This window comes from Enterobacter cloacae complex sp. ECL352 (assembly GCF_020149545.1).
In the GTDB taxonomy this organism is placed as follows: Bacteria; Pseudomonadota; Gammaproteobacteria; order Enterobacterales; family Enterobacteriaceae; genus Enterobacter; species Enterobacter asburiae_B.
Window position 1 is genome coordinate 571,821 of record NZ_CP083709.1, and the last position, 24,955, is coordinate 596,775.

General features: G+C 55.6%; 22 protein-coding genes. 11 read left to right on the forward strand and 11 right to left on the reverse strand.

The window, feature by feature from the left end; translation table 11 throughout:
- The first annotated feature begins 137 nt into the window (after positions 1 to 137).
- Positions 138 to 761, forward strand: a complete 624-nt coding sequence (gene rcsA, locus LBF07_RS02720; protein ID WP_008500313.1) for a transcriptional regulator RcsA — start codon at positions 138 to 140, stop codon at positions 759 to 761.
- A gap of 101 nt (positions 762 to 862) precedes the next feature.
- Here the strand turns inward: rcsA and dsrB are convergent, their stop codons facing one another.
- A complete protein-coding gene (dsrB, locus tag LBF07_RS02725; RefSeq protein WP_013097741.1) occupies positions 863 to 1,051 on the reverse strand; it encodes a protein DsrB in 189 nt (62 codons plus the stop codon).
- A gap of 129 nt (positions 1,052 to 1,180) precedes the next feature.
- On the opposite strand from dsrB, the gene yodD reads away from it, so the two are divergent.
- Both yodD and LBF07_RS02735 read left to right on the forward strand, forming a co-directional pair.
- Positions 1,181 to 1,408: a YodD family peroxide/acid resistance protein gene (gene yodD / locus LBF07_RS02730; protein ID WP_008500310.1), complete on the forward strand. Its 228-nt coding sequence runs from the start codon at positions 1,181 to 1,183 to the stop codon at positions 1,406 to 1,408.
- 301 nt (positions 1,409 to 1,709) lie between these two features.
- Positions 1,710 to 2,510 carry a mannosyl-3-phosphoglycerate phosphatase-related protein gene (locus tag LBF07_RS02735; RefSeq protein WP_094933975.1) on the forward strand — a complete coding sequence of 267 codons (801 nt, stop codon included), beginning with the start codon at positions 1,710 to 1,712 and terminating at the stop codon, positions 2,508 to 2,510.
- On the opposite strand, the gene dgcQ is transcribed toward LBF07_RS02735, so the two are convergent.
- The 3 genes from dgcQ to LBF07_RS02750 all read right to left on the reverse strand — a co-directional run bounded on the left by dgcQ (position 2,507) and on the right by LBF07_RS02750 (position 5,441).
- Positions 2,507 to 4,195, reverse strand: coding sequence for a cellulose biosynthesis regulator diguanylate cyclase DgcQ (gene dgcQ, locus LBF07_RS02740; protein WP_206461970.1), 1,689 nt, complete (start codon positions 4,193 to 4,195; stop codon positions 2,507 to 2,509). The genes LBF07_RS02735 and dgcQ overlap by 4 nt on opposite strands.
- Positions 4,196 to 4,268: 73 nt before the next feature.
- Positions 4,269 to 4,451: a YodC family protein gene (locus tag LBF07_RS02745; protein ID WP_023312315.1), complete on the reverse strand. Its 183-nt coding sequence runs from the start codon at positions 4,449 to 4,451 to the stop codon at positions 4,269 to 4,271.
- 78 nt (positions 4,452 to 4,529) lie between these two features.
- Positions 4,530 to 5,441 carry a DUF808 domain-containing protein gene (locus tag LBF07_RS02750; protein WP_094933977.1) on the reverse strand — a complete coding sequence of 304 codons (912 nt, stop codon included), beginning with the start codon at positions 5,439 to 5,441 and terminating at the stop codon, positions 4,530 to 4,532.
- A 178-nt stretch (positions 5,442 to 5,619) separates the two neighbouring features.
- On the opposite strand from LBF07_RS02750, the gene yedA reads away from it, so the two are divergent.
- Positions 5,620 to 6,534, forward strand: coding sequence for a drug/metabolite exporter YedA (gene yedA / locus LBF07_RS02755; protein WP_094933978.1), 915 nt, complete (start codon positions 5,620 to 5,622; stop codon positions 6,532 to 6,534).
- Here the strand turns inward: yedA and LBF07_RS02760 are convergent.
- The 3 genes from LBF07_RS02760 to LBF07_RS02770 all read right to left on the reverse strand — a co-directional run bounded on the left by LBF07_RS02760 (position 6,506) and on the right by LBF07_RS02770 (position 9,156).
- Positions 6,506 to 6,997: a very short patch repair endonuclease gene (locus LBF07_RS02760; RefSeq protein ID WP_047173118.1), complete on the reverse strand. Its 492-nt coding sequence runs from the start codon at positions 6,995 to 6,997 to the stop codon at positions 6,506 to 6,508. The genes yedA and LBF07_RS02760 overlap by 29 nt on opposite strands.
- Positions 6,978 to 8,393 carry a DNA cytosine methyltransferase gene (locus LBF07_RS02765; protein WP_094933979.1) on the reverse strand — a complete coding sequence of 472 codons (1,416 nt, stop codon included), beginning with the start codon at positions 8,391 to 8,393 and terminating at the stop codon, positions 6,978 to 6,980. Before LBF07_RS02765 ends, LBF07_RS02760 begins: the two co-directional genes overlap by 20 nt.
- A gap of 61 nt (positions 8,394 to 8,454) precedes the next feature.
- The gene (locus LBF07_RS02770) at positions 8,455 to 9,156 is read right to left on the reverse strand and encodes a phosphohydrolase (RefSeq protein ID WP_094933980.1); all 702 of its coding nucleotides are present in this window, start codon (positions 9,154 to 9,156) and stop codon (positions 8,455 to 8,457) included.
- 284 nt (positions 9,157 to 9,440) lie between these two features.
- Between LBF07_RS02770 and ompC the strand changes: the two genes are divergently transcribed.
- Positions 9,441 to 10,583, forward strand: a complete 1,143-nt coding sequence (gene ompC / locus LBF07_RS02775; protein ID WP_094933981.1) for a porin OmpC — start codon at positions 9,441 to 9,443, stop codon at positions 10,581 to 10,583.
- A 56-nt stretch (positions 10,584 to 10,639) separates the two neighbouring features.
- Here ompC and LBF07_RS02780 read toward each other — a convergent pair whose 3' ends face one another.
- Positions 10,640 to 11,503: an N-acetylmuramic acid 6-phosphate etherase gene (locus LBF07_RS02780; RefSeq protein ID WP_094933982.1), complete on the reverse strand. Its 864-nt coding sequence runs from the start codon at positions 11,501 to 11,503 to the stop codon at positions 10,640 to 10,642.
- Between the two features lie 164 nt (positions 11,504 to 11,667).
- Between LBF07_RS02780 and LBF07_RS02785 the strand changes: the two genes are divergently transcribed.
- Positions 11,668 to 13,284, forward strand: a complete 1,617-nt coding sequence (locus tag LBF07_RS02785) for a sensor histidine kinase (RefSeq protein WP_094933983.1) — start codon at positions 11,668 to 11,670, stop codon at positions 13,282 to 13,284.
- The gene (dcuR, locus tag LBF07_RS02790; protein WP_045887823.1) at positions 13,281 to 14,000 is read left to right on the forward strand and encodes a two-component system response regulator DcuR; all 720 of its coding nucleotides are present in this window, start codon (positions 13,281 to 13,283) and stop codon (positions 13,998 to 14,000) included. The genes LBF07_RS02785 and dcuR overlap by 4 nt, the downstream gene beginning before the upstream one ends.
- On the opposite strand, the gene LBF07_RS02795 is transcribed toward dcuR, so the two are convergent.
- Together LBF07_RS02795 and LBF07_RS02800 are read right to left on the reverse strand one after the other, a co-directional pair.
- On the reverse strand, positions 13,981 to 14,943 hold the full coding sequence (locus LBF07_RS02795; RefSeq protein WP_094933984.1) for an FAD:protein FMN transferase: 963 nt from the start codon (positions 14,941 to 14,943) through the stop codon (positions 13,981 to 13,983). The two genes, dcuR and LBF07_RS02795, sit on opposite strands and share 20 nt — an antisense overlap.
- A gap of 94 nt (positions 14,944 to 15,037) precedes the next feature.
- Complete coding sequence (locus LBF07_RS02800; RefSeq protein WP_094933985.1) at positions 15,038 to 17,818, reverse strand: flavocytochrome c; 2,781 nt, start codon at positions 17,816 to 17,818, stop codon at positions 15,038 to 15,040.
- A 604-nt stretch (positions 17,819 to 18,422) separates the two neighbouring features.
- Between LBF07_RS02800 and LBF07_RS02805 the strand changes: the two genes are divergently transcribed.
- The 4 genes from LBF07_RS02805 (at position 18,423) to LBF07_RS02820 (ending at position 24,017) form a co-directional block, all read left to right on the forward strand.
- Positions 18,423 to 19,931, forward strand: coding sequence for an anion permease (locus LBF07_RS02805; protein WP_072196639.1), 1,509 nt, complete (start codon positions 18,423 to 18,425; stop codon positions 19,929 to 19,931).
- Between the two features lie 55 nt (positions 19,932 to 19,986).
- On the forward strand, positions 19,987 to 21,636 hold the full coding sequence (gene fumA, locus LBF07_RS02810; RefSeq protein WP_206461969.1) for a class I fumarate hydratase FumA: 1,650 nt from the start codon (positions 19,987 to 19,989) through the stop codon (positions 21,634 to 21,636).
- Between the two features lie 282 nt (positions 21,637 to 21,918).
- Positions 21,919 to 23,232 (forward strand): MFS transporter, encoded by a 1,314-nt coding sequence (locus LBF07_RS02815; protein ID WP_094933987.1) that lies wholly within the window; start codon positions 21,919 to 21,921, stop codon positions 23,230 to 23,232.
- Positions 23,229 to 24,017: a substrate-binding domain-containing protein gene (locus LBF07_RS02820; RefSeq protein WP_094933988.1), complete on the forward strand. Its 789-nt coding sequence runs from the start codon at positions 23,229 to 23,231 to the stop codon at positions 24,015 to 24,017. Before LBF07_RS02815 ends, LBF07_RS02820 begins: the two co-directional genes overlap by 4 nt.
- Here LBF07_RS02820 and LBF07_RS02825 read toward each other — a convergent pair.
- On the reverse strand, positions 23,992 to 24,891 hold the full coding sequence (locus LBF07_RS02825; RefSeq protein ID WP_023312331.1) for a LysR family transcriptional regulator: 900 nt from the start codon (positions 24,889 to 24,891) through the stop codon (positions 23,992 to 23,994). The two genes, LBF07_RS02820 and LBF07_RS02825, sit on opposite strands and share 26 nt — an antisense overlap.
- Positions 24,892 to 24,955: the final 64 nt, after the last annotated feature.

Here is a 24,955-nt window from a genome sequence, read left to right on the forward strand (position 1 = left end):
TAACTTTACGGGATAGTGAGTCCGCCTGAAAGTCTTTGTCATGCTCACAGGTTTATTATTTTTTTCCATCCCGTATGGCTGTTTTGAGCTCTCAGGCAGATGGTGAATTATCGTTACGCATTGAGTGAGGGTATGCCATGTCAACGATCATTATGGATTTATGCAGCTACACCCGGCTAGGGTTAACCGGGTACCTGGCAAGCAGAGGGGTAAGAAAGAGAGACATCAACGATGCACACACCGTTGACGAACTCGCAGCCGCTTGTGACGAACTAAAACCAGGCGTGGTGTTTATTAATGAGGACTGTTTCATTCACGATCCAGCCAACAGTCAGCACATTAAGCAAATCATTAATCAGCATCCAAAAACCCTGTTTATTGTTTTTATGGCGATCGCGAATATCCATTTCGATGAGTATTTGTTGGTCCGTAAAAATTTATTGATCAGTTCTAAATCGATTAAACCCGAGTCGCTGGATGACATTCTGGGTGATTATTTGAATAAAGAAGTTAAAAATGTAGGAGCGGTTAACTTACCCACCCTATCATTAAGCAGGACTGAATCAAGTATGCTGCGAATGTGGATGGCGGGACAAGGAACTATTCAGATCTCTGACCAGATGAATATTAAAGCGAAAACCGTTTCATCACACAAAGGAAATATTAAAAGGAAAATTAAAACGCATAATAAGCAAGTGATCTACCACGTGGTACGCCTGACCGATAATGTGACGAACGGGATTTTCGTCAACATGCGTTAGTCGCTTAAGACCTGTGCACCCTACCTTTGATCTCTGGCCTGGCCAGAGATTTTTGCTTCTGGAGAGGTTGTCGGGCACGCGATGTGCTACCCGACGCCGTGCTACTCCGCCTTCTCGACAAAAATACCGTCCGGATGCCCCAGTTCGTTAAAAAACCAGATGCCGAGCGGGTAGTCTTCAAGCGATACCAGGTACATTGTGCCTTCGCTAAACTCTTCAATTGCCAGCACCACACCCGGGCGGCGCGGCCCACCGTCCGTTTTAACGGTTACCCGATCGTTGACCTTCATACATTCCTCCTCTGGTTTTGAGCCAGTGTAGAACAAAACGCAAAAACGCACATCGCCGCCCGGCGTGATTGGCGTTTTTATACACAGTCTATACTTACCGTTGGACACGGCTGAAAGAGGAACCCCGTAATGAAGACCGATAAAGAGTACAGCGACACCATCAAGCGCGAAGTCGAGGTGGATGTCGATGCCCTGCTGGCCGCCATCAATGAGATCAGTGAGTCAGAAGTCCGCCGGTCGGACGACAATTCGGACCGCGTCATTGTCAACGGAAGGGATTATCACACCTATCGCGAGCTGGCGGAGGCCTTCGAGCTTGATATTCACGACTTTAGCGTGTCTGAAGCCAATCGATAGGGCGAAAAAAATCCCGGTCATGGGGATGACCGGGATCAAAACTTGCTTATGCAAGAAGCACTTGAAAATTCGTTACACCAGGAAATCTGATGTACATACCACACTATCCCCAACGAATTTGGCTGACAAGCATATATTCTTACGATGAATATAATATTTTTAACATAATGCTTTTTGTTATGAGCGATAACACACGCCGAATGCGGGTTTGCCAGGGGCATCCCTCTAATCTCCGGTTTTCGCCTCAATCATTTTTTAGGAATTTTCTTAGATCGAAACGCATCTGTTACCAGGAGTCGCTATGCCTTCGCTGCGGGATACATTGCTGATTTTTTCGGACCTGGATGGCTCGTTGCTGGATATTCATACCTATGAGTGGCAACACGCCATGCCCTGGCTGGACAGGCTGCTGGATAATCAGGTTCCGGTCATTCTTTGCAGCAGCAAGACCGCGGCAGAGATGCTGGATCTCCAGCTGGATCTGGGGCTAGAAGGCTTGCCTTTTATTGCCGAGAACGGCGCGGTGATTCAGCCTGACGTGCGCTGGGATAAGGTTCAGCGCCAGATCAGGGGGATGACGCACCGGGATATTCGCCCGCGAATCGAGCAAATTCGCCTGCAGACGGGCTATAAATTCACTACCTTTGACGACGTGGATGAGCATGTTATTAGCGAGTGGACCGGACTGTCGCGCTACCGTTCGGCACTTGCCCGCAAGCATGAAGCGTCCGTCACGCTCATCTGGCGGGATACCGACGAGAAAATGGTTCAGTTTGAAGAGGAGCTGGCGAATGTCGGCCTGAAATGCCTGCAGGGCGCGCGCTTCTGGCATATTCTGGACGCCCGCTGCGGCAAAGACGTTGCGGTGAACTGGCTGATTGAGCAATACCGCGAGCTGGAAGAGATTGAACCCACCACGCTGGGGCTCGGCGACGGTCCCAATGATGCGCCGCTGCTCGACAGCGTTGACTTCGCGGTAGTGATTAAGGGCATTAACCGTGAGGGCATCACGCTACGGGACGATAACCCCGCCCGGGTTTATCACACCCGACAGCCCGGCCCGGAGGGCTGGCAGGAGGGGCTGGATCACTTTCTCTCTTAATCGCGCCAGACGACCCGGTTACGCCCGCTCTGTTTGGCCTGATACAGCCGGACGTCCGCCACGGACTGCAGCTGTTCAAACTCGTAGTTACCCGCTTCATCCGCGCTGCTGACCCCCAGCGACGCGCTGATGCGCAGAGTCGTGCTCTTCTTCACCAGGATCTCCTTACTGTTGATGCGGCAGCGAATACGATCCGCGACGCTTCTCGCCTCCTCCAGACCGATCCCCGGCAGGACGACGCAAAACTCTTCCCCGCCTACGCGCCCTGCCACATCATTCTTGCGTAACGTGCTGGCAATCAGTCCTGCCGTGTGGGAGAGCACCTTATCCCCGGCCTGATGGCCGAAGCGGTCGTTGATGTTTTTAAAATGGTCGAGATCGATCTGAATCACCGAGAACGGCAGCGACTGCTGGCGACAGGTTTCCGCCAGCAATTTTGCGCGGTCGAACAGCGCGCCGCGGTTATTCAGCCGGGTAAGCGGGTCATGCCAGGCCTGCCACTGGAGCGAGTGCTGAAGCGTGTACATGTTACTCACCATCCGACGGATCACCAGCCACGAGATCAACAGCATGGCGGTAAAGAGCGCCCACAGCAGCGCCAGCACAATGCTGATGCTGCCGAAGTCGTCCTGTACCCCTTCATGCAGGGTGTGGATCCGCAGGACAACGCCGTCGAAGTGATCGAGCCGCTCCCAGCTCACAAAACGGCTTCCGAGGCGGATCCCGCCGCCGGTAGCGTGCTCAATCGCCTGCGCAATCTGCGCCGTTTCGCGTTCGTCAAAATGGTTAACCGCGTTTCCCGTATGGGCAGAGGTGGCAATCATATTGAGCCGGGTATCGTACAGCTGATACTCCCCTTCCGTTCGGTCTTCCGTTGCATCGGCCAGCAGACGCTGCATGGTGCCCAACGTAAAATCCATCGCCACGACGCCATACCAGTAATGATCGAAATAGATGGGGACGCTGGCGGTGATCATTCGTTCATCATTGGTCCAGGATGAGGGGGTGGAGATGAACCAGCGCACCGCGCGAGCGCGATTGTTCCGCTCTGACTGCTGGGTAAACCAGGACTGCGTGACAAGATGGTAATAGCGGGAGGTAATGTCGCCCGCCTGGTCCGGCGTATCGGTGGAAATGAAAAACCCGGCGCGGGAGACGTAGATCACGCGCGCTTCCGTTTGTGCTCTCGACGACGCCAGCCTGAGCAGATACCCCACTTCGAGCGTGGCAGAAATCTCGTGGCTGAGGCGTTCGGCGTCACGATTCAGAAACGTGGTTTTCTCGACGAATGCATCCGAGACACCGTTAATGGGAAGGGTACGTTTTTTATCAACGGCAAGCTGCCAGGTGGGGAGCATGCGGACAGTATCGAAGCGTGACACCGCGTTCTGGAGTACATCAAATGCCAGCGGCGTCTGGATTGCATCGCGCATGCCCTGACGGAACAGCAGCATCCTGTCCACGCTGTTCTGCAGCTGCCTGTCCAGCGAACTGGCCACCGTATCCAGATGGTTACGCTGGCTGGAGATGTACGCTTCTTCCAGTACCACCACTTCACGCCAGGTCAGTAGAGTCGAAAATACCAGAACAACCAGAAAACAGAGATTAACAATCAACCCCGGATTGCTACGCTTATGCAGCCATTGCAAAAAGGATTCTCTTACAACAAAGGTATCGCGCTGCACACACACTCCCTGATCGCTGCCTTACACCCGGTACTTGAGATAAAAACGCCCGGCAAAGCCGGGCGTTATGTGATTAAGCCTTGTCCCGCTGGTGCTGCCCGTCCCCCGGCTGAAGCTCATCTTCACGAAATGCTTCCCGCTTGATGCCATAGCCATCGTGCCACCGACATTCCACCATTCCGCTGGAATACCCGGTGACAATCATACGTGGGCCGCCCTTCTTAGGCTTAACTTCATCACTGACCAAAAAGACCATACCTGCCTCCTGTATCAGGGTGAAACTGTTTCAATTTAGACGAGGAATGGTCTTTTTGCATCCCACAGCGGGTAACAATTAGTGCGAAGTGCCGCGTATTTTTTCAACCAGCTTCACCGCCGCAACCACGATAGCGCCAATGATGAAGCCCAGCACCAGATTTAGCAGCGTGGGCAGAATCGCCGCGACAACGGCCCCCTGCGCCGAGGAAAAATGTTCGATAGCATGGTGCAGCGGCGCGATACCGTGAACCACGATCCCGCCGCCCACGAGGAACATCGCCAGCGTGCCCACCACCGACAAACTCTTCATCAGCCACGGGGCCAGCACCAGCAGGCTTTTGCCGATGCCTCTTGCCAACGCGCTCGATTTCTCTTCCAGCCAGTAGCCGATATCATCCAGCTTGACGATCAGCCCCACCAGGCCGTAGACGCCGACGGTGACCAGAATGGCGATGCCGGAGAGGATCAGGACCTGATTCAGGAGCGGCGCGTCAGACACGATGCCCAGCGTAATGGCGACAATCTCCGCGGACAGGATAAAGTCGGTCCGAATGGCGCCTTTGACCTTATCGCGCTCGAAGGTTTTCGGATCCTGAGCGGCCAGCGCCTCAAGACGCTGCTGGCGCATCTCCGGCGTATCGCTCTGCTTGCGCGCGCTAAAGGAGTGCAGGACCTTCTCTACGCCCTCGAAGCAGAGAAATGCCCCGCCAATCATCAGCAGCGGCGTGATGGCCCAGGGAATAAACGCGCTGATCAGCAGCGCCAGCGGCACCAGAATCACCTTATTCAGGAAGGAGCCTTTTGCCACGCCCCACACCACCGGCAGTTCACGGTTAGCCCTTACCCCACTCACCTGTTGGGCGTTAAGCGATAAATCATCTCCCAGCACGCCTGCGGTTTTTTTCGCCGCCAGTTTCCCCATCACTGAAATGTCATCCAGTAAGGTGGCAATATCATCCAGCAATGTTAATAAGCTACTTCCTGCCAAAATCTTAATCCTTCATTTTTTGGTAATTAGGTGAATAGTATGGAGCAAAAGCGCAAACCCGGAAACACCCACCTCGCGTCAACAAAAAATTCACACCAGCTACACAATTAAAGGGCTCGCCAGCACGATAGTTTTCGCGTTTACTATCAGCGACCTTTTTATTTCGTCGTGAGGGATTATGCGTTTCCGGCAATTGCTACCGCTCATTGGGGCACTCTTTTCGCTGTACATCATCTGGGGCTCAACCTACTTTGTCATTCGCATCGGCGTGGAAAGCTGGCCGCCACTGATGATGGCGGGCATCCGCTTTCTCTCGGCTGGCGTGCTGCTGCTGGCCTTCCTGCTGCTGCGCGGGCATAAGCTTCCCCCGCTGCGCCCGATGCTGAATGCCGCCCTGATCGGCCTGCTGCTGCTGGCGGTGGGAAATGGGTTTGTAACGATTGCCGAGCACCAGAACGTACCGTCCGGGATCGCCGCCGTGGTCGTTGCCACCGTACCGCTGTTTACCCTCTGCTTTAGCCGCCTTTTTGGTATCCGCACCCGCAAGCTGGAATGGCTGGGGATTGGTATTGGCCTTGCCGGCATCGTTCTGCTGAACAGCGGCGGTAACCTGAGCGGGAATCCGTGGGGCGCAATCATCATTCTGATTGGCTCGATGAGCTGGGCGTTTGGTTCCGTCTACGGTTCGCGTATCGAACTGCCGACCGGCATGATGGCGGGCGCGATTGAGATGCTCGCCGCCGGAATTGTGCTGCTGCTCGCCTCCACGCTGACGGGAGAAAAGCTGACGACCCTGCCGCCGCTGTCGGGCTTTCTGGCGGTAGGCTACCTGGCGCTGTTTGGTTCCATCATCGCCATTAACGCCTATATGTTCCTGATCCGCAACGTCTCCCCGGCGGTCGCGACCAGCTATGCCTACGTCAACCCGGTCGTGGCCGTGCTGCTCGGAACGGGGTTGGGGGGAGAAACGCTCTCACCTGTGGAATGGATTGCTTTAGGGATCATCGTGTTTGCCGTCGTGCTGGTCACCCTGGGCAAATATTTACTACCTGCAAAACCGGTGGTCACGCCTTGCGAGGTGGAGAAACCTTAAGCAGGTGAATTCCCTGCGTGTCGATCTGCGCGGTCTGGCCGCCGCCGCAGATCCACTCTTCCAGCCGCTCGGTCAGATCGGTATCGTTCAGTTTTAATCTGCCCCTCAGAGCACACTCCCAGACGATCAGCACCCGCCAGCCCTGCGCAATCAGCGCGCTGAGATCCCGTCTGTCGCGCTCGACGTTCTTGCCAATTTTATCCAGCCAGAAATCGGTGCGCGTCGCGGGGACTTTGAACAGGTAGCAATCGTGGTGATGCCAGAAACAGCCGTGGGTAAAGATGATGCACTGCCAGGCGTCGATGACGAAATCGGGGCGACCCGCCAGGGCGGGATCCTGCACGCGGAAATCAAACCCCGCCTGCGTCAGCAGCCCGGCCAGGCGCTTTTCGATGGCGGTGTCACGCGTACCGATGGCACGCATGTTTTTACTGCGCGTCGCCTTATCGTGAACATCCGTCATTGACGGCCTCACCCTGACGGAGCGCCACCGCCTGTCTGATGCGCGAGGCCAGCAGTTTTGCCACGGCCGCGAACGCGGGAACCACCACCGAGTTACCAAACTGGCGGTACGCCTGGGTATCCGAAACCGGAATGCGGAAGCGGTAACCCTGCGGGGATTCAAAGCCCATCAGCCGGGCGCATTCCCGCGGCGTTAAGCGTCGCGGGCGGTGGCGCTGGTTATGCGGATCGTCGAAATCTTTTTCACCCAGCGCCTTGTCCCAGCCCCTGTCGATCAGGATTTCCGCGCCGTCTTTGTAGTAGCGAGCAGACAGCGTGCGGGTCACGCTGTGCGGATTGTTGGGGTTTACCATTCCAAAACCGAAGCCGTTGCCCTTCGCCTGATGTTTCTTGGCGTAGCGGTAGAGGTATTTCCACAGCACCGGGGTGAGGATAAATTTCGCGTCAACGACAGGTTCCAGCAGGTCGGCCACGGTAGGACGACGCTCGGGATACAGAGACGGGATATCCCGCAGGGTGAAATTCCCCTTGAGATTGAGGTCGCGGCGGAAACCCACCAGCACGATACGTTCGCGATGCTGGGGCAGAAAATGTTTTCCATCAATGATTTTGGGATCGTCCGCGCCCATGTCCTGCGAGTCGGCCACGTCATAACCCAGCTCATCCAGGGTCTGCATGATAATGCGGAAGGTTTTTCCGCCGTCGTGGCTCTTTAAATTTTTAACGTTTTCCAGCACAAAGATGGCCGGGCGACGGGCATCGATGATGCGCGCCACATCAAAAAACAGCGTTCCCTGGGTATCGCAGGCAAAGCCGTGGGCGCGTCCAAGGGCATTCTTTTTGGAGACACCGGCCAGCGAGAAGGGTTGACACGGGAAGCCGGCCAGCAGCACATCATGAGCCGGGATAGTCTGGCGAATGTGCTCGGCGGCGTGTTCATCGCTCACGCCGCTTTTATTGCTCAGGGTGACATCGCGGATATCCGCGTTGAAATGATGCTCGTGCGGATCGCAGTACCAGTTGGCCTTGTAGGTCCGGACAGCATGTTTGTTCCACTCGCTGGTAAACACGCACTGTCCGCCGATAGCTTCAAAACCGTGTCGGATACCGCCGATACCGGCGAACAGATCGATAAAGCGGAAGGCGTAGTTCGGGTGCGCGGCAGGAGGACGCGGAAGCAGATTTTGCAGATAACGAAACTCGCCTTCGCTCAGGCGACGCCCTGCGCGTTCGCTGGTCAGCAGACGCTTAAGGATCGCCGGGCTCCAGTGGCTCTCGCCGTGCGCCACCAGCATATTGGCCAGCGTTTTAGCATCATAGATATCCAACAGCTGGCGCAGCAACGCCTGCACCGTTGCCGTTGATTTCTCAGCCTGCTCGGGCGCGGGCTCTGTCACTGATCGATTTTCCTGCATTCTTTTAACCGGAGAGTAAAGACTGGAAACAGATTACCACAGTTCAGTTGCGCAAACTGCGACGGAAGCGGCTCAATACCTGGCTATCCAGCCCGATGCAGTCACCGTGTAATTCGGCACTGAGTTTCGCCATAAACTGGATCAGGAAATCGGCATTGTGACGTGCCAGCTCGCAGCCCATTTCCGTTTGCATTGTATCAGGCAATCGCAGCAGCTTGGTCTGAAAATGGTCTAGGGCAAACGCACGATCGTCAAGGATACGCGCATCGGCAAAGGGATCGTCAGCATCAAAAAGCGGCACGCCCAGCGCGCCCGAGACGGCAAAGACGCGCGCCAGACCGATAGCGCCTAACGCTTCCAGCCGGTCTGCGTCCTGCACAATTTTGGCTTCCATGCTCTGCGGCGCAATCCCGGCGCTGAAGCTGTGCGCCTCAATCGCGTGTGCGACGCTGGCTGCGTGCTCTGGCGGAAAATCAGGGAAGTCACTGCGCAGAATGTCACACGTCCTGCGCGCTGCCATCTGGGATGACCGCCCGCGTTCGGGATGGTTTTTCGGCAGGCTGACAATATCGTGGAAATAGCATGCGGTCAGGATCACCAGCGGCTCCACCGCCTGGTCAGCCATGATTTTTTGCGCCGTCATCCAGACCCGACGAAAATGCGAAATATCATGTGCGGTATCGTCGGTGCTGTGGTTTTCCTCGAGCCAGCGCTCAAATCGCTGCTGCCACCGGGCAAGTTCCATCGTCATATCCTGTTGTTTAAAAGAGAATCAATTATAACATAGCCGAATTAAATCAATTTAAAAATAGAACCACGAAATACTTAATAATAATTACACCATATAAATTCAATGAATTAATTCATCAGAAAAATAAAGAGATTAATAGAAATATTTAGCAATATTTCATAGGATTTAATTACATTTATTTTTGAAACTAAATAACACTTCCTGGAATAGTATCAAGCCTGTAATTGCGGAGGGTGATTACATATATTCATATAAATTATGTTTGAAGGGAATATATAATGAAAAGAAAAGTTCTGGCAATTGTGGTACCCGCGTTATTAATGGCAGGCGCAGCCAATGCGGCTGAAATGTACAACAAAAACGGCAACAAAGTTGACCTGTACGGCAAAGTCGACGCGCGTCATACCTTCTCTGACAACCCTGGCGACGACGGCGACGAAACCTATGTACAGATTGGTTTCAAAGGCGAAACCCAGATCGCTAACGATCTGATCGGTTACGGCCAGTGGGAATATAAAACCTTCGCTAATAATACCGAGCGCGCGGGTGACAAATCGTTTAACCGACTGGCATATGCTGGCCTGAAATATGGCGAATACGGTTCATTTGATTATGGCCGTAATTACGGCGTCGTGTATGACGTAGAAGCCTGGACCGATATGCTGCCTGTATTTGGCGGTGACTCTTACACCTGGACCGATAACTTCATGAACGGTCGTGCGAACGGTCTGGCAACTTACCGCAACACCGATTTCTTTGGTCTGGTTGAGGGTCTGAACTTCGCGCTGCAATATCAGGGTGCGAACGAAGGCGCCAACATGGAAGAAGATCAGGAAGGCACCAAAAACGGCCATGAAAACGTACGCTTCCAGAACGGCGACGGCTTCGGTATGTCTACTACCTATGACTTCTCTGGCGATCTCTCCGGCCTGAGCCTGGGTGCAGCATACTCTTCATCTGACCGTACCAACGAGCAGGTGGCATACGGTAAAAACTATGAAGGTTTCGGCTATGCGGCTGGCGATAAAGCGGAAGCCTGGACCGTGGGCGCGAAATACGATGCTCACAGCGTCTACCTGGCGATGATGTATGCGGAAACCCGCAACATGACGCCAATCGGCAACGTTGGTATCGCCAACCAGACTCAGAACTTTGAAGCGGTTGCCCAGTACCAGTTCGACTTCGGTCTGCGTCCTTCCCTGGCATGGGTTTACTCAAAAGGTAAAGACCTGGACGGTAAAGGATTCGATCAGGACCTGGTTAACTACATCGACCTGGGCATGACCTACAGCTTCAACAAAAACTTCTCCACCTATGTTGATTACAAAATCAACATGCTGGATCAGGACGAAGCGCTGTATGACGCATACGGTATTTCCACCGATGACATCGTTGGCATCGGCATGACCTACCAGTTCTAATCCCCAAAATACCAAAGGCCGCAATTGCGGCCTTTTTTACGTCTTAACGGTGTGTATTACGGCGCTTCCTGCAGCGCCACGCGGATAAACCCGTTATTCTGCGCCAGCAGCTCATGGGCTTTCCACGCATCCAGCCCTGTCAGCACCATCAATACCGCCGTTTTACAGTTATGGTTACAGCTCTCCAGCGCGGCTTTTGCCTCGGCCCGTGTGCATCCCCCCGCTTCCATCACAATGGCGATTTGCCGTTCAGCCCATTTGGTCGCGCTTGCCTCAAGATCCACGCGCAGGTTGCTGTAAACCCGTCCGGTTCGGACGGCCAGCCCGGTGGCAATCATCGAGAGGATCATTTTTTGCGCGATCCCCGCTTTGGTGTTGATATAGCCTGCGACGACGTCGGCCCCCAGCTCCGGAGCGATAACCATGCTCGCCAGCTGCGCGGCTTCGCTTTCCGCATCATCGGTAACAATGGCGACCGGTGAACCCAGCGACCACGCATGGCGCATTGCCCCCCAAACCCACGGCGTTTTTCCGCTGACGGTCACGGCCAGCATCATATCGTGTTCACCAAACTTGATGGCCTGCAGATCGGCAACGCCGCGCTCGTAGCTCCCTTCCCCTTCTTGTGCCGTAACGGCCATCACAGGGGTTTTGCCCGGCGCATATTCATCGGCAACCTGTTGCGCTACGCGCCCTGACGGCCCCGCGCCAACGACGATCAGGCGACCACCGTGGCTGAGCGTCGCGGCGGCGTTGTCCACCACGCGGGCAATAGTATTTAAACAGGGGGTAATCGCAGCAGAAATGAGTGCATCATCCTGGTGAATGACTTTCAGCATGTCCAGCGTGGACAATCTATCAATATTCATCGTGCTGGCGTGCCGTCTTTCCTTGACCGAACCGGTAAGCATAACGCTCATAAACAGCCTCCTTATTATGAGTACCCACACACTATAAAGTGTTTTATATAGATGACCTGCGAGGAGGGTCACGAAAAGAGGACCAAATCCACGCCTTTACATGGCTTTAAGAAAAGCGCGTCATCGGCGATAATTACCCCTTTATTAATCATCGCGGAGTGTTGATGAGCGATTTGCAGCCTTTCCTTCCGACGCGCAAGCGCCCCATGAAGCTAAACACCCTTGTCACGCTGATGGTGTGCGCGATTATTGCCTCTGTGCTGCTGGTGGTCTTTGCGCTCTACTCCGTGCAAATCACCCGGGCGACCCGCGATGATGTAAAAGATACGGCTCTGGGTATTGCCAGAACGCTGGCCAACAGCCCGGAGATCCAGCGCGGCCTGATGCAGGCACCGCAGGAGAATATTATTCAGCCCATCGCCCAGGCGGTGACGAAACGAAACGATCTGCTGTTCACCGTGGTCACCGATATGCGCGGGATCCGCTACTCTCACCCGAACGAGGCGCTGCTGGGGCTGCATTTTATCGGTGACGATTTAACTCCCGCGCTTGAAGGCAAAGAGAACGTATCGGTAAACCGGGGTGCGCTCGCCGAAGCGTTGCGCGTTTTTACCCCCGTCTACGACCGCCAGCACGAGCAGATCGGCGTGGTGGCGGTAGGTATCTCCCTGAAAAAGGTTGAAGAGCAGATCGCTCGCGGGCGGCTAAACGCCGTCTGGACCATTTTATTCAGTATTTTTATGAGCTCCATGGCGATTTGGGGTCTGGTGCGGGTCCTGAAACGCATCCTGTTCGGGCTCGAACCTTACGAAATTTCCGCCTTGTTCGAACAGCGTCAGGCGATGCTGCAGTCGCTTCGCGAGGGGGTGCTGGCCGTCGATATTCACGGGCGCGTGACGATGATCAACCAGACCGCCAGAGAAATATTGCTTCTCCCTTCAGGCAAGCAGACCGAAAACGCCAGCGCCCCCCTGCTGGCCAGCCTGCGCGAAGTCTCAAAGACGGGCGTCGCGCGCCAGGATCAGGAGATCAGCTGTAACGGGCGTCTATTGCTGTGCAACATGGTGCCCGTTAAAAGTCAGGATCGGGTAATCGGCGCCATCACCACCTTCCGTGATAAAACGGAAATCAGCCAGCTGATGCAGCGTATTGATGGCATGGTTAATTACGTCGACGCCCTGCGCAGCCACACGCACGAGTTTATGAATAAACTGCATGTGATCCTGGGCCTGCTGCACATGAAGCGCTACGACAAGCTGGAAGAGTACATCATCCAGACGGCACATAATTACCAGACAGATATCGGTACGATACAGAGCAAGGTAAAATCCCCGGTTATTGCCGGGTTCCTGCTGGGTAAAATCAATCGGGCGAAAGAAGCGGGCGTCACCCTGACGCTGGCGGATGAATGCCAGATACCGGATACCGCGAGCGAAGAGCAGGTCGCGGTGCTGATCACCGTGCTGGGTAACCTCATTGAAAACGCGCTCGACGCGATGGAAGGACAGCAGGAAGGTGAGATCGGCCTGCTGCTGCATTATCAGAATGGCTGGCTCAGCTGCGAAGTCAGCGACGATGGCCCCGGCATTGATCCCGCTCAGCTGGAGGCTATTTTTACCAAGGGCTTCTCAACAAAAGGTGAAAACCGCGGCGTTGGGCTGTTTCTTGCTCGCCAGCAAATCCAGAACCTCGGCGGCGATATCGCCGTCGAGTCTGAGCCAGGCGTATTTACCCAATTTTTTGTTCACATCCCCTGGGATAGCGAGAGGAATATCGCGTGATAAATGTATTAATTGTCGATGATGACGCCATGGTAGCCGACCTCAACCGTCTGTATGTCAACCGTGTTGAAGGTTTTAGCTGCTGCGGCGTCGCCTCCACGCTAAACCAGGCCGAGGCCATCATTAATAACCCCGGGCAGCCTGTCGACCTGGTACTGCTGGATGTCTATATGCAGCAGGATAACGGGCTGGATCTGCTGCCCGTTATTCGCGCATCCGGTCGCCCAATCGATGTGATTATGATCTCGTCGGCTGCCGACGCCGCCACGATCCAGACCTCTATCCATTACGGCGTGGTGGATTATCTGATAAAGCCGTTCCAGTTCCCGCGCTTTGAAGAGGCGCTGAACGGCTGGAAGGCAAAGCATAGCCTGATGGGTTCGCACCAGTATTATGAGCAGGCCGACGTCGACCGGCTGATCCACGGCGGGGCGCCGGAACTGGCGGACAGTAAAAAGCTGCCGAAGGGGTTAACGCCGCAAACGCTGCGCACGATTTGCCAGTGGATTGACGCTCACCCGGAGACGGAATTTTCTACCGATGACCTGGCAAGCGCGGTCAATATCTCGCGCGTGTCCTGCCGCAAGTACCTGATTTGGCTCGCGCAAATCAACATTCTGTTCACCAGCATTCACTACGGCGCCACCGGCCGTCCGGTGTATCGCTACCGTCTCCAGCCGGAGCAGACCGGCCTTCTCAAGCAATACTGTCAGTAACGCGGTAGTCGTTATCCAGCAGGGTAAAGCGGAAGTGGTGTGCTGAAGAGAACACCACTTCTTTTGTTTTGGTCACAAAGATAGCTTCAATATCGGGGCGCGCGCGCAGGGCGTCACAGCCCTTCTCTACGCCCATGCCGTACATCAGCGTGGTCCAGATATCACCGTCGATGGAGTCCTTCGAAACAATCGTTACGCTGTCCAGCTCGTTGTCCAGCGGATACCCGGTACGCGGATCGAGAATATGGTGATAGCGCTTGCCGTTTTGCTCAAAGTAGCGCTCGTACGTTCCCGACGTCACGACGGAGAGGTTCTCTACGGTCATCGTGCCGATCAGCGCGTCACCGGCGAACGGTTTTTTCAGCCCCACGCTCCAGCCTCCTTCCGGCGAGCCTAACGTCTGAATGTTTCCGCCGAGGTTGATCAGCCCCAGCTCAGCGCCCTCTTTATGCAGGTAATCACGCACCCTGTCGGCGATATAGCCTTTGGCGATGGCCCCCAGATCGATCTCCATCCCCGCCTTGGTCAGAAACACGCTGCTGCTGGCCTCATCAAGAAGGACATCTTCAGGACGGGTTATCGCCAGCAACGACGCAATTTCCTCCGCAGGCGGAACGCTGTCCCCCTGAAAGCCAATTTTCCAGCGCTTCACCAGCGGACCTATCGCCAGGTTAAAGGCGCTGTCCCTGAACAGGCTTGCCGCTTTTGCACAGCGGATCAGCTCAAACACCGCTCGGCTGACGGTAACCGGATGCTGGCCAGCCGCATGGTTGATGTCCATCACCTGCGAGTGCGCGCGGTTGACGGTAAGCAGATCTTCGTACTGTTTGATCAGGCGAAACACGCGGGACGCGAGGGCTTCGTCATGGGAAAAGAGTTTGAGGAGGATGGGCGATCCCATCAGGACGGCGGAATAACTGTAAACGCGATGGCTATCAGGCATGGCTGGAGTCCTCAGATGTTGCCCCGGCAGGCACCGCGCCGCCGGGGAAAATGCCGGATAGCGCTGGGCGTATCCGGCCTACAACACAGGGGTCTTACTGCTTTTTCGAACGCATAGCCGCCTGATGTCCTGCAAGCGTACCAAAAATAATGATATCTGCCACTGCGTTACCGCCGATACGGTTACCGCCGTGGATCCCGCCGACCACTTCACCGGCCGCAAACGCGCCTGGCAGCACGTTGTGGTTGCTGTCCAGCACGCAGGTTTCGGTGTTGATGGTCACGCCGCCCATGGTGTGGTGCACGCCAGGCGCAATCTGAATGGCGTAGAACGGCCCTTCGTTGATAGGCGCGCGCAGCGCGGTGGTACGACCAAAATCGTCATCGTGCTGTTTTTCAACGAAGCCGTTGTAACGTTCCAGCGTCGCGAGGAAAGCGTGGTAATCCATCCCCAGCGCCTCAGCCAGGGCTTTTGGCGAGCTGGCGCTGGTCACGAAACCTTTCGCGATGTACTCATCCGCGGCTTTGTTTTTGGCACGTACGTGCTCGTCAAAGACGATATATGCGTATTTCTCCGGCAGCGCGATGATTGACGCCGAGACCTTATCGCGGGTCGACATTTCGTTGTAGAAGCGTTCCCCTTTCTGATTGACCAGAATCGCCCCGCCGCCGCGAATGGATTCGGAAATCAGGTACGAGGTGTTTTGCTCAACGGTTGGGTGAATTTGAATTTCGCCCATATCCACGGTACCCGCCCCGATGCGCTCCAGCAGCGCGATGCCGCCGCCGGTTGCCCCTTTGTGGTTGGTGGTGACGAACCCTTCCAGATCCGGACGGTATTTCACCACCATCTGGCTGTTGGCGCTGAAACCACCGGTGGCGACAATCACGCTTTTGGTTGCCACGGTGACGGTTTCGTTCTCTTCGGTGGTCAGACGTACGCCGGTCACTTGGCCGTTCTCGAAGATGATGTCGCTGACGGAGGTATCCAGCATCACCTCGATGTTGCGTTTGTTGACGTTCCGCACCAGGCCGCTGATCAGGTAGCCCCCCACCGCAGAACCGTCTTTTGGACGGTGAGTACGGTCGATGCTCATCCCGCCGGTGGTGGTGATGTCGTTCAGCATGATGCCGCGCGTGGCCAGCCACTCAATTGCCTGCGGCGCGTTCTCGACAAAGCGACGCAGCAGTTCCGGGTTGTTCTTGTTGCCGCCGCCTTTCAGGCTTTCCTGATAGAACAGCTCTTTGCTGTCCTGAATGCCCTTCACGCGCTGGAAGCGGGTTTCGGCGGCGTTCATACCGGCAGAGGCTTTAATGGTGTTCCCGCCGATGGTCGGCATTTTCTCAACAATCAGCACGCTCGCGCCTTCGTCGTGAGCCTGTATCGCCGCCGCCAGACCGGCGCCGCCGCTGCCGACAACGACCACGTCCACGCTGCGGGTTTCGTTCGGATCAACGCCCTCTTCCGCGGCCAGCGCTTTACTGGACTTCAGCATCGCTTTCGAGACCGCTTTCTTCACCGCTTCACTCTGGCTGGTTGCGCCGGTGATGGCATCCACGTGCGGGGTGTTGGCATCCAGAATGCGGGTACGGATCTCTTCAAAGCTGGTTACAAACTCAACGTCTTCGCTCGGGCCGGAGGCCAGCTCGATGTCCGCAATGCGGTCGGTTTCCAGGCTGACATTAATCACCAGTTCGTTAGCGTCATCCTGCACTTTCTCAGCAAAGGTACCCGGTTTGAATTTGGATTCGCCCATGCTCATGTCGCGGATCATCGCTTCTACCAGCGAGAAGCGCCACAGCGGTTCAGGAATGCTGAGCTCTTCGCGTTTGGTGCTGTCCATAAACAGCTCCAGGCTTTCCCCGGCCGCAATGCGGTCTGTCCAGTCCGGATAAGCGATGGTGGCGCGGCCAACGGCAATCAGGTCGTAACCGTGATCCAGCGCTTCATTCACATCAGAAGCATTCACCACGCCGCCCACGCCCATGACCGGAACCTGCGCCAGCGTTTCAGAACGCATCGCGCAGTATTTTTCGATAAGCGGGGTTGGATCCTGGGTGTCGACAATGGAAGGACGCAGGGTCGCGCCGACGGAGAAGTGCAGATAGTCCACGCCGCGCGCCGCCAGTTTTTCCAGCAGGTACATGGTGTCGTCAAAGCGGATGCCCGGGACTTCCATCTCTTCAGGGGAGAAGCGGTAGCCAATAATAAACGCGTCGTCCGCGTACTGGCGCACCATTTTGTGGGTAATGTCCAGCACGGCCAGCGGGAACTTCGCGCGGTTATCGCGGCTGCCGCCCCACTCGTCATCGCGCTGGTTTGAATTCGGTGAGTAGAACTGCTGAATCAGATAGGTGTTCGCCCCGTGGATTTCCACGCCGTCGAAACCGGCCTGGATGGCGCGACGCACCGCCTCACCAAACTTGCCGATCATGCCTTCCACTTCTTCTGCGGTCAGGGCAACCGGCGTTGCGGCACCTTCACGCGGCGCGGCTACGGCGCTCGGACCAACCGGGGTACGGCCACCAATCAGTTTTGGGTCGACCATGCGGCCGCCGTGGTAGATTTGCAGCAGCGCCTTGGATCCTTTGGATTTAATGGCCTCTGCGATTTTCGCCAGCCCGGCAATTTTCTCATCATTATCAATACCGATGGCACCCGGGAAGGCGAGACCGAGATCGTCGACGAAGCAACATTCCACAATGATGGTACCAATGCTGCCGGAACGGGCCCGATAGTACTCCACCAGCTCGCTGGTGACGGTGCCGTCAAAATAGCCGGTACAGGTTGTCATAGGGGCCATTAACAAACGGTTTTTCAGTTCAGTACCATTCGGTAATGTGAAGGGGCTAAGAATGCGTTCGTTAGTGCTCATAATAGAAACTCCAAACTTTTAAAAATTAAGAATTCGTTATCGGATTGATTTTTTATTTCGTCGTTATTTGCCGATGTCATGATATTAATATAATGATTTTTTTAGTTTCTAAAGTTATTACGTTAGTTAAAAAACTATTTAATCCCTGCGATAACACAAATAACACATTGGTGTTAGCGATTGTAATTCAGCCATTCACAATAATTTAAAATTCGTTAAATGATTAATGGTAAAACCAATTCACCAAAACAAACACAAAATTAATAAAAACAACTAATTACAAACAAACCGAAATCTACCTTGTTAATAAAATGATAAAAAATACGAGAAAAACTGGCAATACCCACATACGCCAGAGTGGTTATTAATAAAAGCATAAAAATAACGCCGCAATTCTATTTTTTTGATCTCGATCAATAGTTATGGCATTCAAAAGCGCAATATAAAAACATCATCAATTTTTAATTTAGCGCACACGAAAACGCGTTAAATCGCTATTACTGAAAAAACACGAAAGCACCTTTAATAACTAAAAAAAGCAAAGAAACTTAAGAAAGTGCTTTTCCAGTGCGACCGAATTTTTGACAACTTAAGACGTGAAACTATGAATACAAAAACTGCTGTAACGCCCCCTGTGGCGAACCAGGCATCAAATGGAAACGCAAAACGATTGCTGATGATGGCGCTACCCGTCATCGTCGCCGTACTGCTGCTGTTTGTTCCCGTTCCTGAAGGCTTGCCGCCTTACGCATGGCACTACTTCGCCATCTTTGTCGGCGTGATCGTCGGTCTGATCTTCGAACCGCTGCCGGGTGCGGTGATCGGCCTGACCGGCGTGGTCGCCATCGCCCTGTGCAGCCAGTGGGTGCTGTTCAGCCCCGATCAGCTGGCTGACCCGAAATTCAAGCTGGCGGGTGCCTCCTTTAAGTGGGCGGTGAGCGGGTTTGGTAACTCTACCGTCTGGCTGATTTTCGGTGCCTTTATGTTCGCCGCTGGCTATGACAAAACCCGCTTCGGCCGCCGTCTGGCGCTGATTCTGGTGAAGTACCTCGGCCGTCGCAGCCTCACGCTCGGTTACGCGATTACGTTTGCGGACCTGCTGCTGGCACCGTTCACCCCGTCCAACACCGCGCGCAGCGGCGGGACCATCTACCCGATTATCGCTAACCTGCCGCCGCTGTACGGTTCAAAACCTAATGACCCAAGCGCGCGTAAGATTGGTTCATACCTGATGTGGGTGGCGATCACCGCGGCCTGTATCACCAGCTCAATGTTCCTCTCCGCCCTCGCGCCAAACCTGCTGGCCCTGGCGCTGGTGAAAAGTACGGTTGGGATTGATATCTCCTGGGGCACCTGGTTCCTCGCATTCCTGCCGCTGGGTATCCTGCTGATTCTGACCATGCCGCTGCTGGCCTACTGGTTCTACCCACCTGAAGTCAAAGTGAATAATGAAGTGCCGCTGTGGGCGACCCGCGAGCTGGAAAAACTCGGCAAACTGTCCCGCAACGAAATTCTGCTGCTGGTTTTCGTATGCTGTGCGCTGCTGATGTGGATCTTCGCCGCCGCGTGGATTGAGCCTGCCATGGCGGCCCTGCTCATCGTCGGTCTGATGCTGTGGACCGGCGTGCTGGAGTGGAACGATATCACCGGTAACAAGGCCGCATGGAACACCTTCGTCTGGTTCGCTACCCTGGTGGCACTGGCGGATGGCCTCTCCTCCACCGGCTTTATCAGCTGGTTAGGTAAAGAAGGCGGTCTGTTGATGAGCGGTATCTCTCCGGGCGTGGCGACCGTCGTCCTGCTGCTGGCGTTCTACCTGCTGCACTACCTGTTTGCCAGCACCACCGCGCACACCACGGCGCTGCTGCCAGCGATGCTGACCATCGCCTCCACCATTCCGGGCATGAATATGGAAGTGTTTGTCCTGCTGATGGTGACCTCGCTGGGCGTGATGGGGATCATCACCCCGTACGGTACTGGCCCAAGCCCGATTTACTACGGTAGCGGCTACCTGCCAACCAAAGACTACTGGCGCCTCGGCACCATCTTCGGTGCCATCTTCCTGGCGGCCCTGCTGCTGATTGGTTATCCGTGGATGTCCATGATGTTCTGATTCCTGACCGCCGGACTTCTCCTCCGGCGGTTTTATTTTTGTGGAGCAATACGCTATGTCAAACAAACCATTTATCTACCAGAACCCCTTCCCTCTTTCCCATGACGACACTGAATACTACCTGCTGACCAAAGAGCATGTCTCCGTTACCGAATTCGACGGCCAGGAAGTGCTGAAAGTTGAGCCGGAAGCGCTGACCCTGCTGGCGCAGCAGGCCTTCCACGATGCCGCGTTTATGCTGCGTCCTTCCCATCAGAAGCAGGTTGCCGCGATCCTGAATGACCCGGAAGCCAGCCAGAACGACAAATACGTTGCCCTGCAGTTCCTGCGCAACTCTGAAATTGCCGCAAAAGGCGTGCTGCCAACCTGCCAGGATACCGGCACCGCGATCGTCATGGGCAAAAAAGGCCAGCGCGTCTGGACCGGCGGCGGTGACGAAGCGGCGCTGAGCCAGGGCGTGTATAACACCTACATTGAAGATAACCTGCGCTACTCGCAGAATGCGGCGCTGGACATGTATAAAGAGGTGAACACCGGCACCAACCTGCCCGCGCAGATCGATCTCTACAGCGTGGACGGGGACGAATACAAATTCCTGTGCATGGCAAAAGGCGGCGGTTCTGCCAACAAAACCTACCTCTATCAGGAAACCAAAGCGCTGATCACCCCGGCGAAGCTGAAAAACTACCTGGTTGAGAAGATGCGCACCCTGGGCACTGCGGCCTGCCCGCCTTACCATATCGCATTTGTGATTGGCGGTACGTCAGCAGAAGCCACGCTGAAAACCGTGAAGCTCGCTTCCACGCGCTACTACGACGCGCTGCCGACGGAAGGTAATGAACACGGCCAGGCGTTCCGCGACGTTCAGCTCGAACAGGAACTGCTCCAGGAAGCGCAGAACCTCGGCCTCGGCGCGCAGTTCGGCGGTAAATACTTCGCCCACGATATCCGCGTGATCCGCCTGCCGCGCCACGGCGCCTCCTGCCCAATCGGCATGGGCGTCTCCTGCTCCGCGAACCGCAACATCAAAGCAAAAATCAACCGCGACGGGATCTGGATTGAGAAACTGGAGCACAACCCGGGCCAGTACATTCCGGAGTCACTGCGCCAGCAGGGCGAAGGCGACGTGGTGAGTATCAATCTGGACAAGCCGATGAATGAGATCCTGGCGCAGCTTTCCGCGCACCCGGTCTCTACCCGCCTGTCGCTGAACGGTACCATCATCGTGGCGCGCGATATTGCCCACGCGAAGCTGAAAGAGTTGCTCGACAACGGTGAAGAACTGCCGCAGTACGTCAAAGATCATCCGATTTACTACGCGGGCCCGGCCAAAACGCCGGAAGGCTACGCGTCTGGCTCACTCGGCCCGACCACGGCGGGACGTATGGACTCGTATGTGGACCTACTGCAATCCCACGGCGCGAGCATGATCATGCTGGCGAAAGGCAACCGCAGCCAGCAGGTAACCGACGCCTGCCATAAGCACGGCGGCTTCTACCTGGGCAGCATTGGCGGCCCGGCAGCGGTGCTGGCGCAAAACAGCATTAAGAGCCTGGAATGCGTCGCGTATCCGGAGCTGGGAATGGAAGCCATCTGGAAAATTGAAGTCGAGAACTTCCCGGCGTTTATCCTGGTGGATTACAAAGGCAACGATTTCTTCCAGCAGATCCAGAACAAACAGTGCGCGGGTTGTTCACAGCGCTAGGTTGAGACAGGCCGGGTGGCGCAACGCTGCCCGGCAGTCGCAGTCAGACTTGCGCCTGCGTCATGTCACAAAACCGTAATATCAGCTACTTAGCAAAAAGTGGTGAATAAAAAATCAATTAATTGTTAAGTTATTGTTGTAATTAATTGTATTGATCCCGCGAAGGCGATTCATGCAAAAAGTGCATCAGCCGATGCGGCATTTGCGCTTATCTATTTCCTCATCCTGATCCAGTTTTCAAAAACAGACGCGTAAAACGTCAACAATAAACTGGAGATAACCATGTTTTCCTCAACCTCACCTGCAACCGTACGCTCGAAAGCGGGCGCCATACTTCGCGTGACGTCCGGCAACTTTCTTGAGCAGTTCGATTTCTTTCTTTTCGGCTTCTATGCCACCTACATCGCCCACACGTTCTTCCCCGCGAGCAGTGAATTTGCGTCGCTGATGATGACCTTCGCCGTCTTCGGCGCGGGCTTTTTGATGCGCCCCATCGGGGCCATTGTGCTTGGCGCCTATATCGACAAGGTAGGTCGCAGAAAGGGGCTAATCGTCACGCTTTCCATCATGGCGGCGGGGACGTTTCTGATCGTGCTTATCCCTTCTTATCAAAGCATCGGTCTGTGGGCGCCGCTGCTGGTGCTGATGGGCCGTCTGCTACAGGGCTTTTCCGCCGGTGCAGAGCTTGGAGGCGTCTCGGTTTATCTGGCTGAAATCGCCACGCCGGGCCGCAAAGGGTTTTACACCAGCTGGCAGTCCGGCAGTCAGCAGGTCGCCATTATGGTCGCCGCGGCGATGGGCTTTGCCCTGAATGCCCTGATGGAGGAGAGCGCCATTCGCGAATGGGGTTGGCGCATCCCGTTCCTGTTCGGCTGTTTAATCGTGCCGTTTATCTTCTTCCTGCGCCGCAAGCTGGAGGAAACAGAAGAGTTCAGCGCGCGCCGCCATCATCTGGAGATGCGTCAGGTCTTTAAAACGCTGCTTGGCAACTGGCAGGTGGTGGTCGCGGGCATGCTGATGGTGGCGATGACCACCACCGCGTTCTACCTGATCACCGTCTACGCCCCCACCTTTGGCAAAAAGGTGCTGATGCTCAGCGCCTCGGACAGCCTGCTGGTCACGCTGCTGGTGGCGATTTCTAACTTCATCTGGCTGCCGGTCGGCGGCGCGCTGTCGGATCGCTTCGGGCGCAAGCCGGTGCTGATTGCCATGGCCCTGCTGGCGCTGGCAACCAGCTACCCTGCCCTGACGCTGCTGGCGAGCGCGCCCAGCTTCTCCATGATGCTGATCGTGCTGCTGTGGCTCTCCTTCCTCTACGGCCTGTACAACGGCGCGATGATCCCGGCCCTGACGGAGATTATGCCTGCTGAAGTGCGCGTGGCGGGGTTCTCTCTGGCTTACAGCCTGGCAACGGCGGTCTTTGGCGGCTTTACCCCGGTCATGTCCACTGCGCTGATTGAATACACCGGTGACAAAGCCTCGCCTGGCTACTGGATGAGTTTTGCCGCCGTGTGTGCCCTGCTGGCCACGCTCTACCTCTACCGCCGCCGCGCGGTATCGCTGCAAAACACCGTCAAGTCACAGGGGGCAGTATGAAACGCACTTATCGCTATATCGCCAGCGCGCTGGTGCTGACGCTCCTGAGCGTTAATGCCTGTGCCCAGGACGTGAAAGTCATGATTTCAGGCGGCTTCAAAGCCGCCCTGGAAAAGCTGGCCCCGGACTATGAACGCCGGACCGGGGATAAAATCGTGATCATCCCCGGCCCCTCAATGGGCGCTACGCCGCAGGCGATCCCAAACCGACTGGCGCGCGGCGAGAAAGCCGACGTGGTGATTATGGTCGGCGATGCGCTGGAGAAGCTCGAAAAAGCCGGCCAGACCCAGACGGGTTCGCGAACCGAACTTGCGGACTCCCCCGTTGGCATGGTGGTGAAAAAAGGTGCGGATGTCCCTGATATCAGCAGCGAGGCGGCTCTGCGTAAAACGCTGCTGCAGGCCAGCTCCATCGCCTACTCTGACAGCGCCAGCGGCAGGTACGTCAGCCAGGCGTTGTTCAAAAAGCTGGGGGTTGAAAAGGAAGTGGCGGATAAAGCGACAATGGTCGAGCGTATCCCGGTCGCCTCAGAAGTGGCGAAAGGAAAATACGCCGTGGGCTTCCAGCAGGTCAGCGAGCTGCTGCCGGTTCAGGGCGTCACCTTTATCGGGAAAATCCCGGATAATCTGCAGTACATCACGCGCTTCGCGGGTGCGGTCACCCACCATGCAGAACATCCCGCGGAGGGGAAAGCGCTGCTGACCTATCTCGCCTCACCGCCCTCCAGGGCCGTCATCCAGGATACGGGGATGATCCCCGTTACGTCCGGCGATACTGCTCGGTAATCTGCTTTTCCAGTTCAGCCGCAATGTAGGACTGGATGCGCCCCCGGCGCCGGATAAGCCCCACGGTGCGTTTCACTTCCGGCGCCACCAGCGGCAGATGCGTCAGCAGCGTGTGCTCTGACGTCGGCATCGACATGGCGGGAACGGCAGCGATGCCGATCCCCGCCTCTACCATGCCGAGCATCGTGGTAACGTGGCGCGTTTCGCAGACGCTTGGGCGTTCGGGAACGATATCCCCCAGCATCCGATCGAGCAGGTTACGGTTACCTGACGTTTTATCGAGGGAGATATAATCCTGCTGATAAAAGGCCTGCCACGTCAGATGACTCTTCTGCGCCAGGGGGTGATCCTTTCGGCACGCCGCAACATAGACATCCTCCACCAGCGGGAAAAATTCGATGTCAGACGGCAGGTTTCCTGCGAAGCTGATGCCGAAATCCGCCTGGCTTCGGGCCACGGCGTCAATCACATTCCCCGCGCTGCTGTCGATGAGCTTAATACGAACCCGCGGATAGCGAGACTGAAAACGACGGATCACATCGGGCATAAAATAACAGGCGGCGGAAGGAACCGTGGCAACTGTGATCAGCCCCGTCCGCTCTTCGCTGACCTTATCAACGTCCGCCAGCATTGACTCAACGTTGTCGAGCAGCTGCGCGGAGCGTTCAGCAAAGTTTTGCCCGTATAACGTTAAGGCCACGCGGCGGGTGGTACGGTCAAACAGCCGGTTTCCCAGCGCGGCTTCCAGCTTTTCAATCCTGCGGCTCAGCGCCGACTGGGATAAGCAGATAGATTCAGCAGCGACACGGAAGTTACCGTATTCCACTAACGCTCTGAAAGCATAAAGATCGTTAAGGTCAAAATTCACGGGCATAGCGTCTGGATGTCCTGTCAGGGAAAACGCAGCAAAATCAAAAATAATAGCGTCTTATTGACCC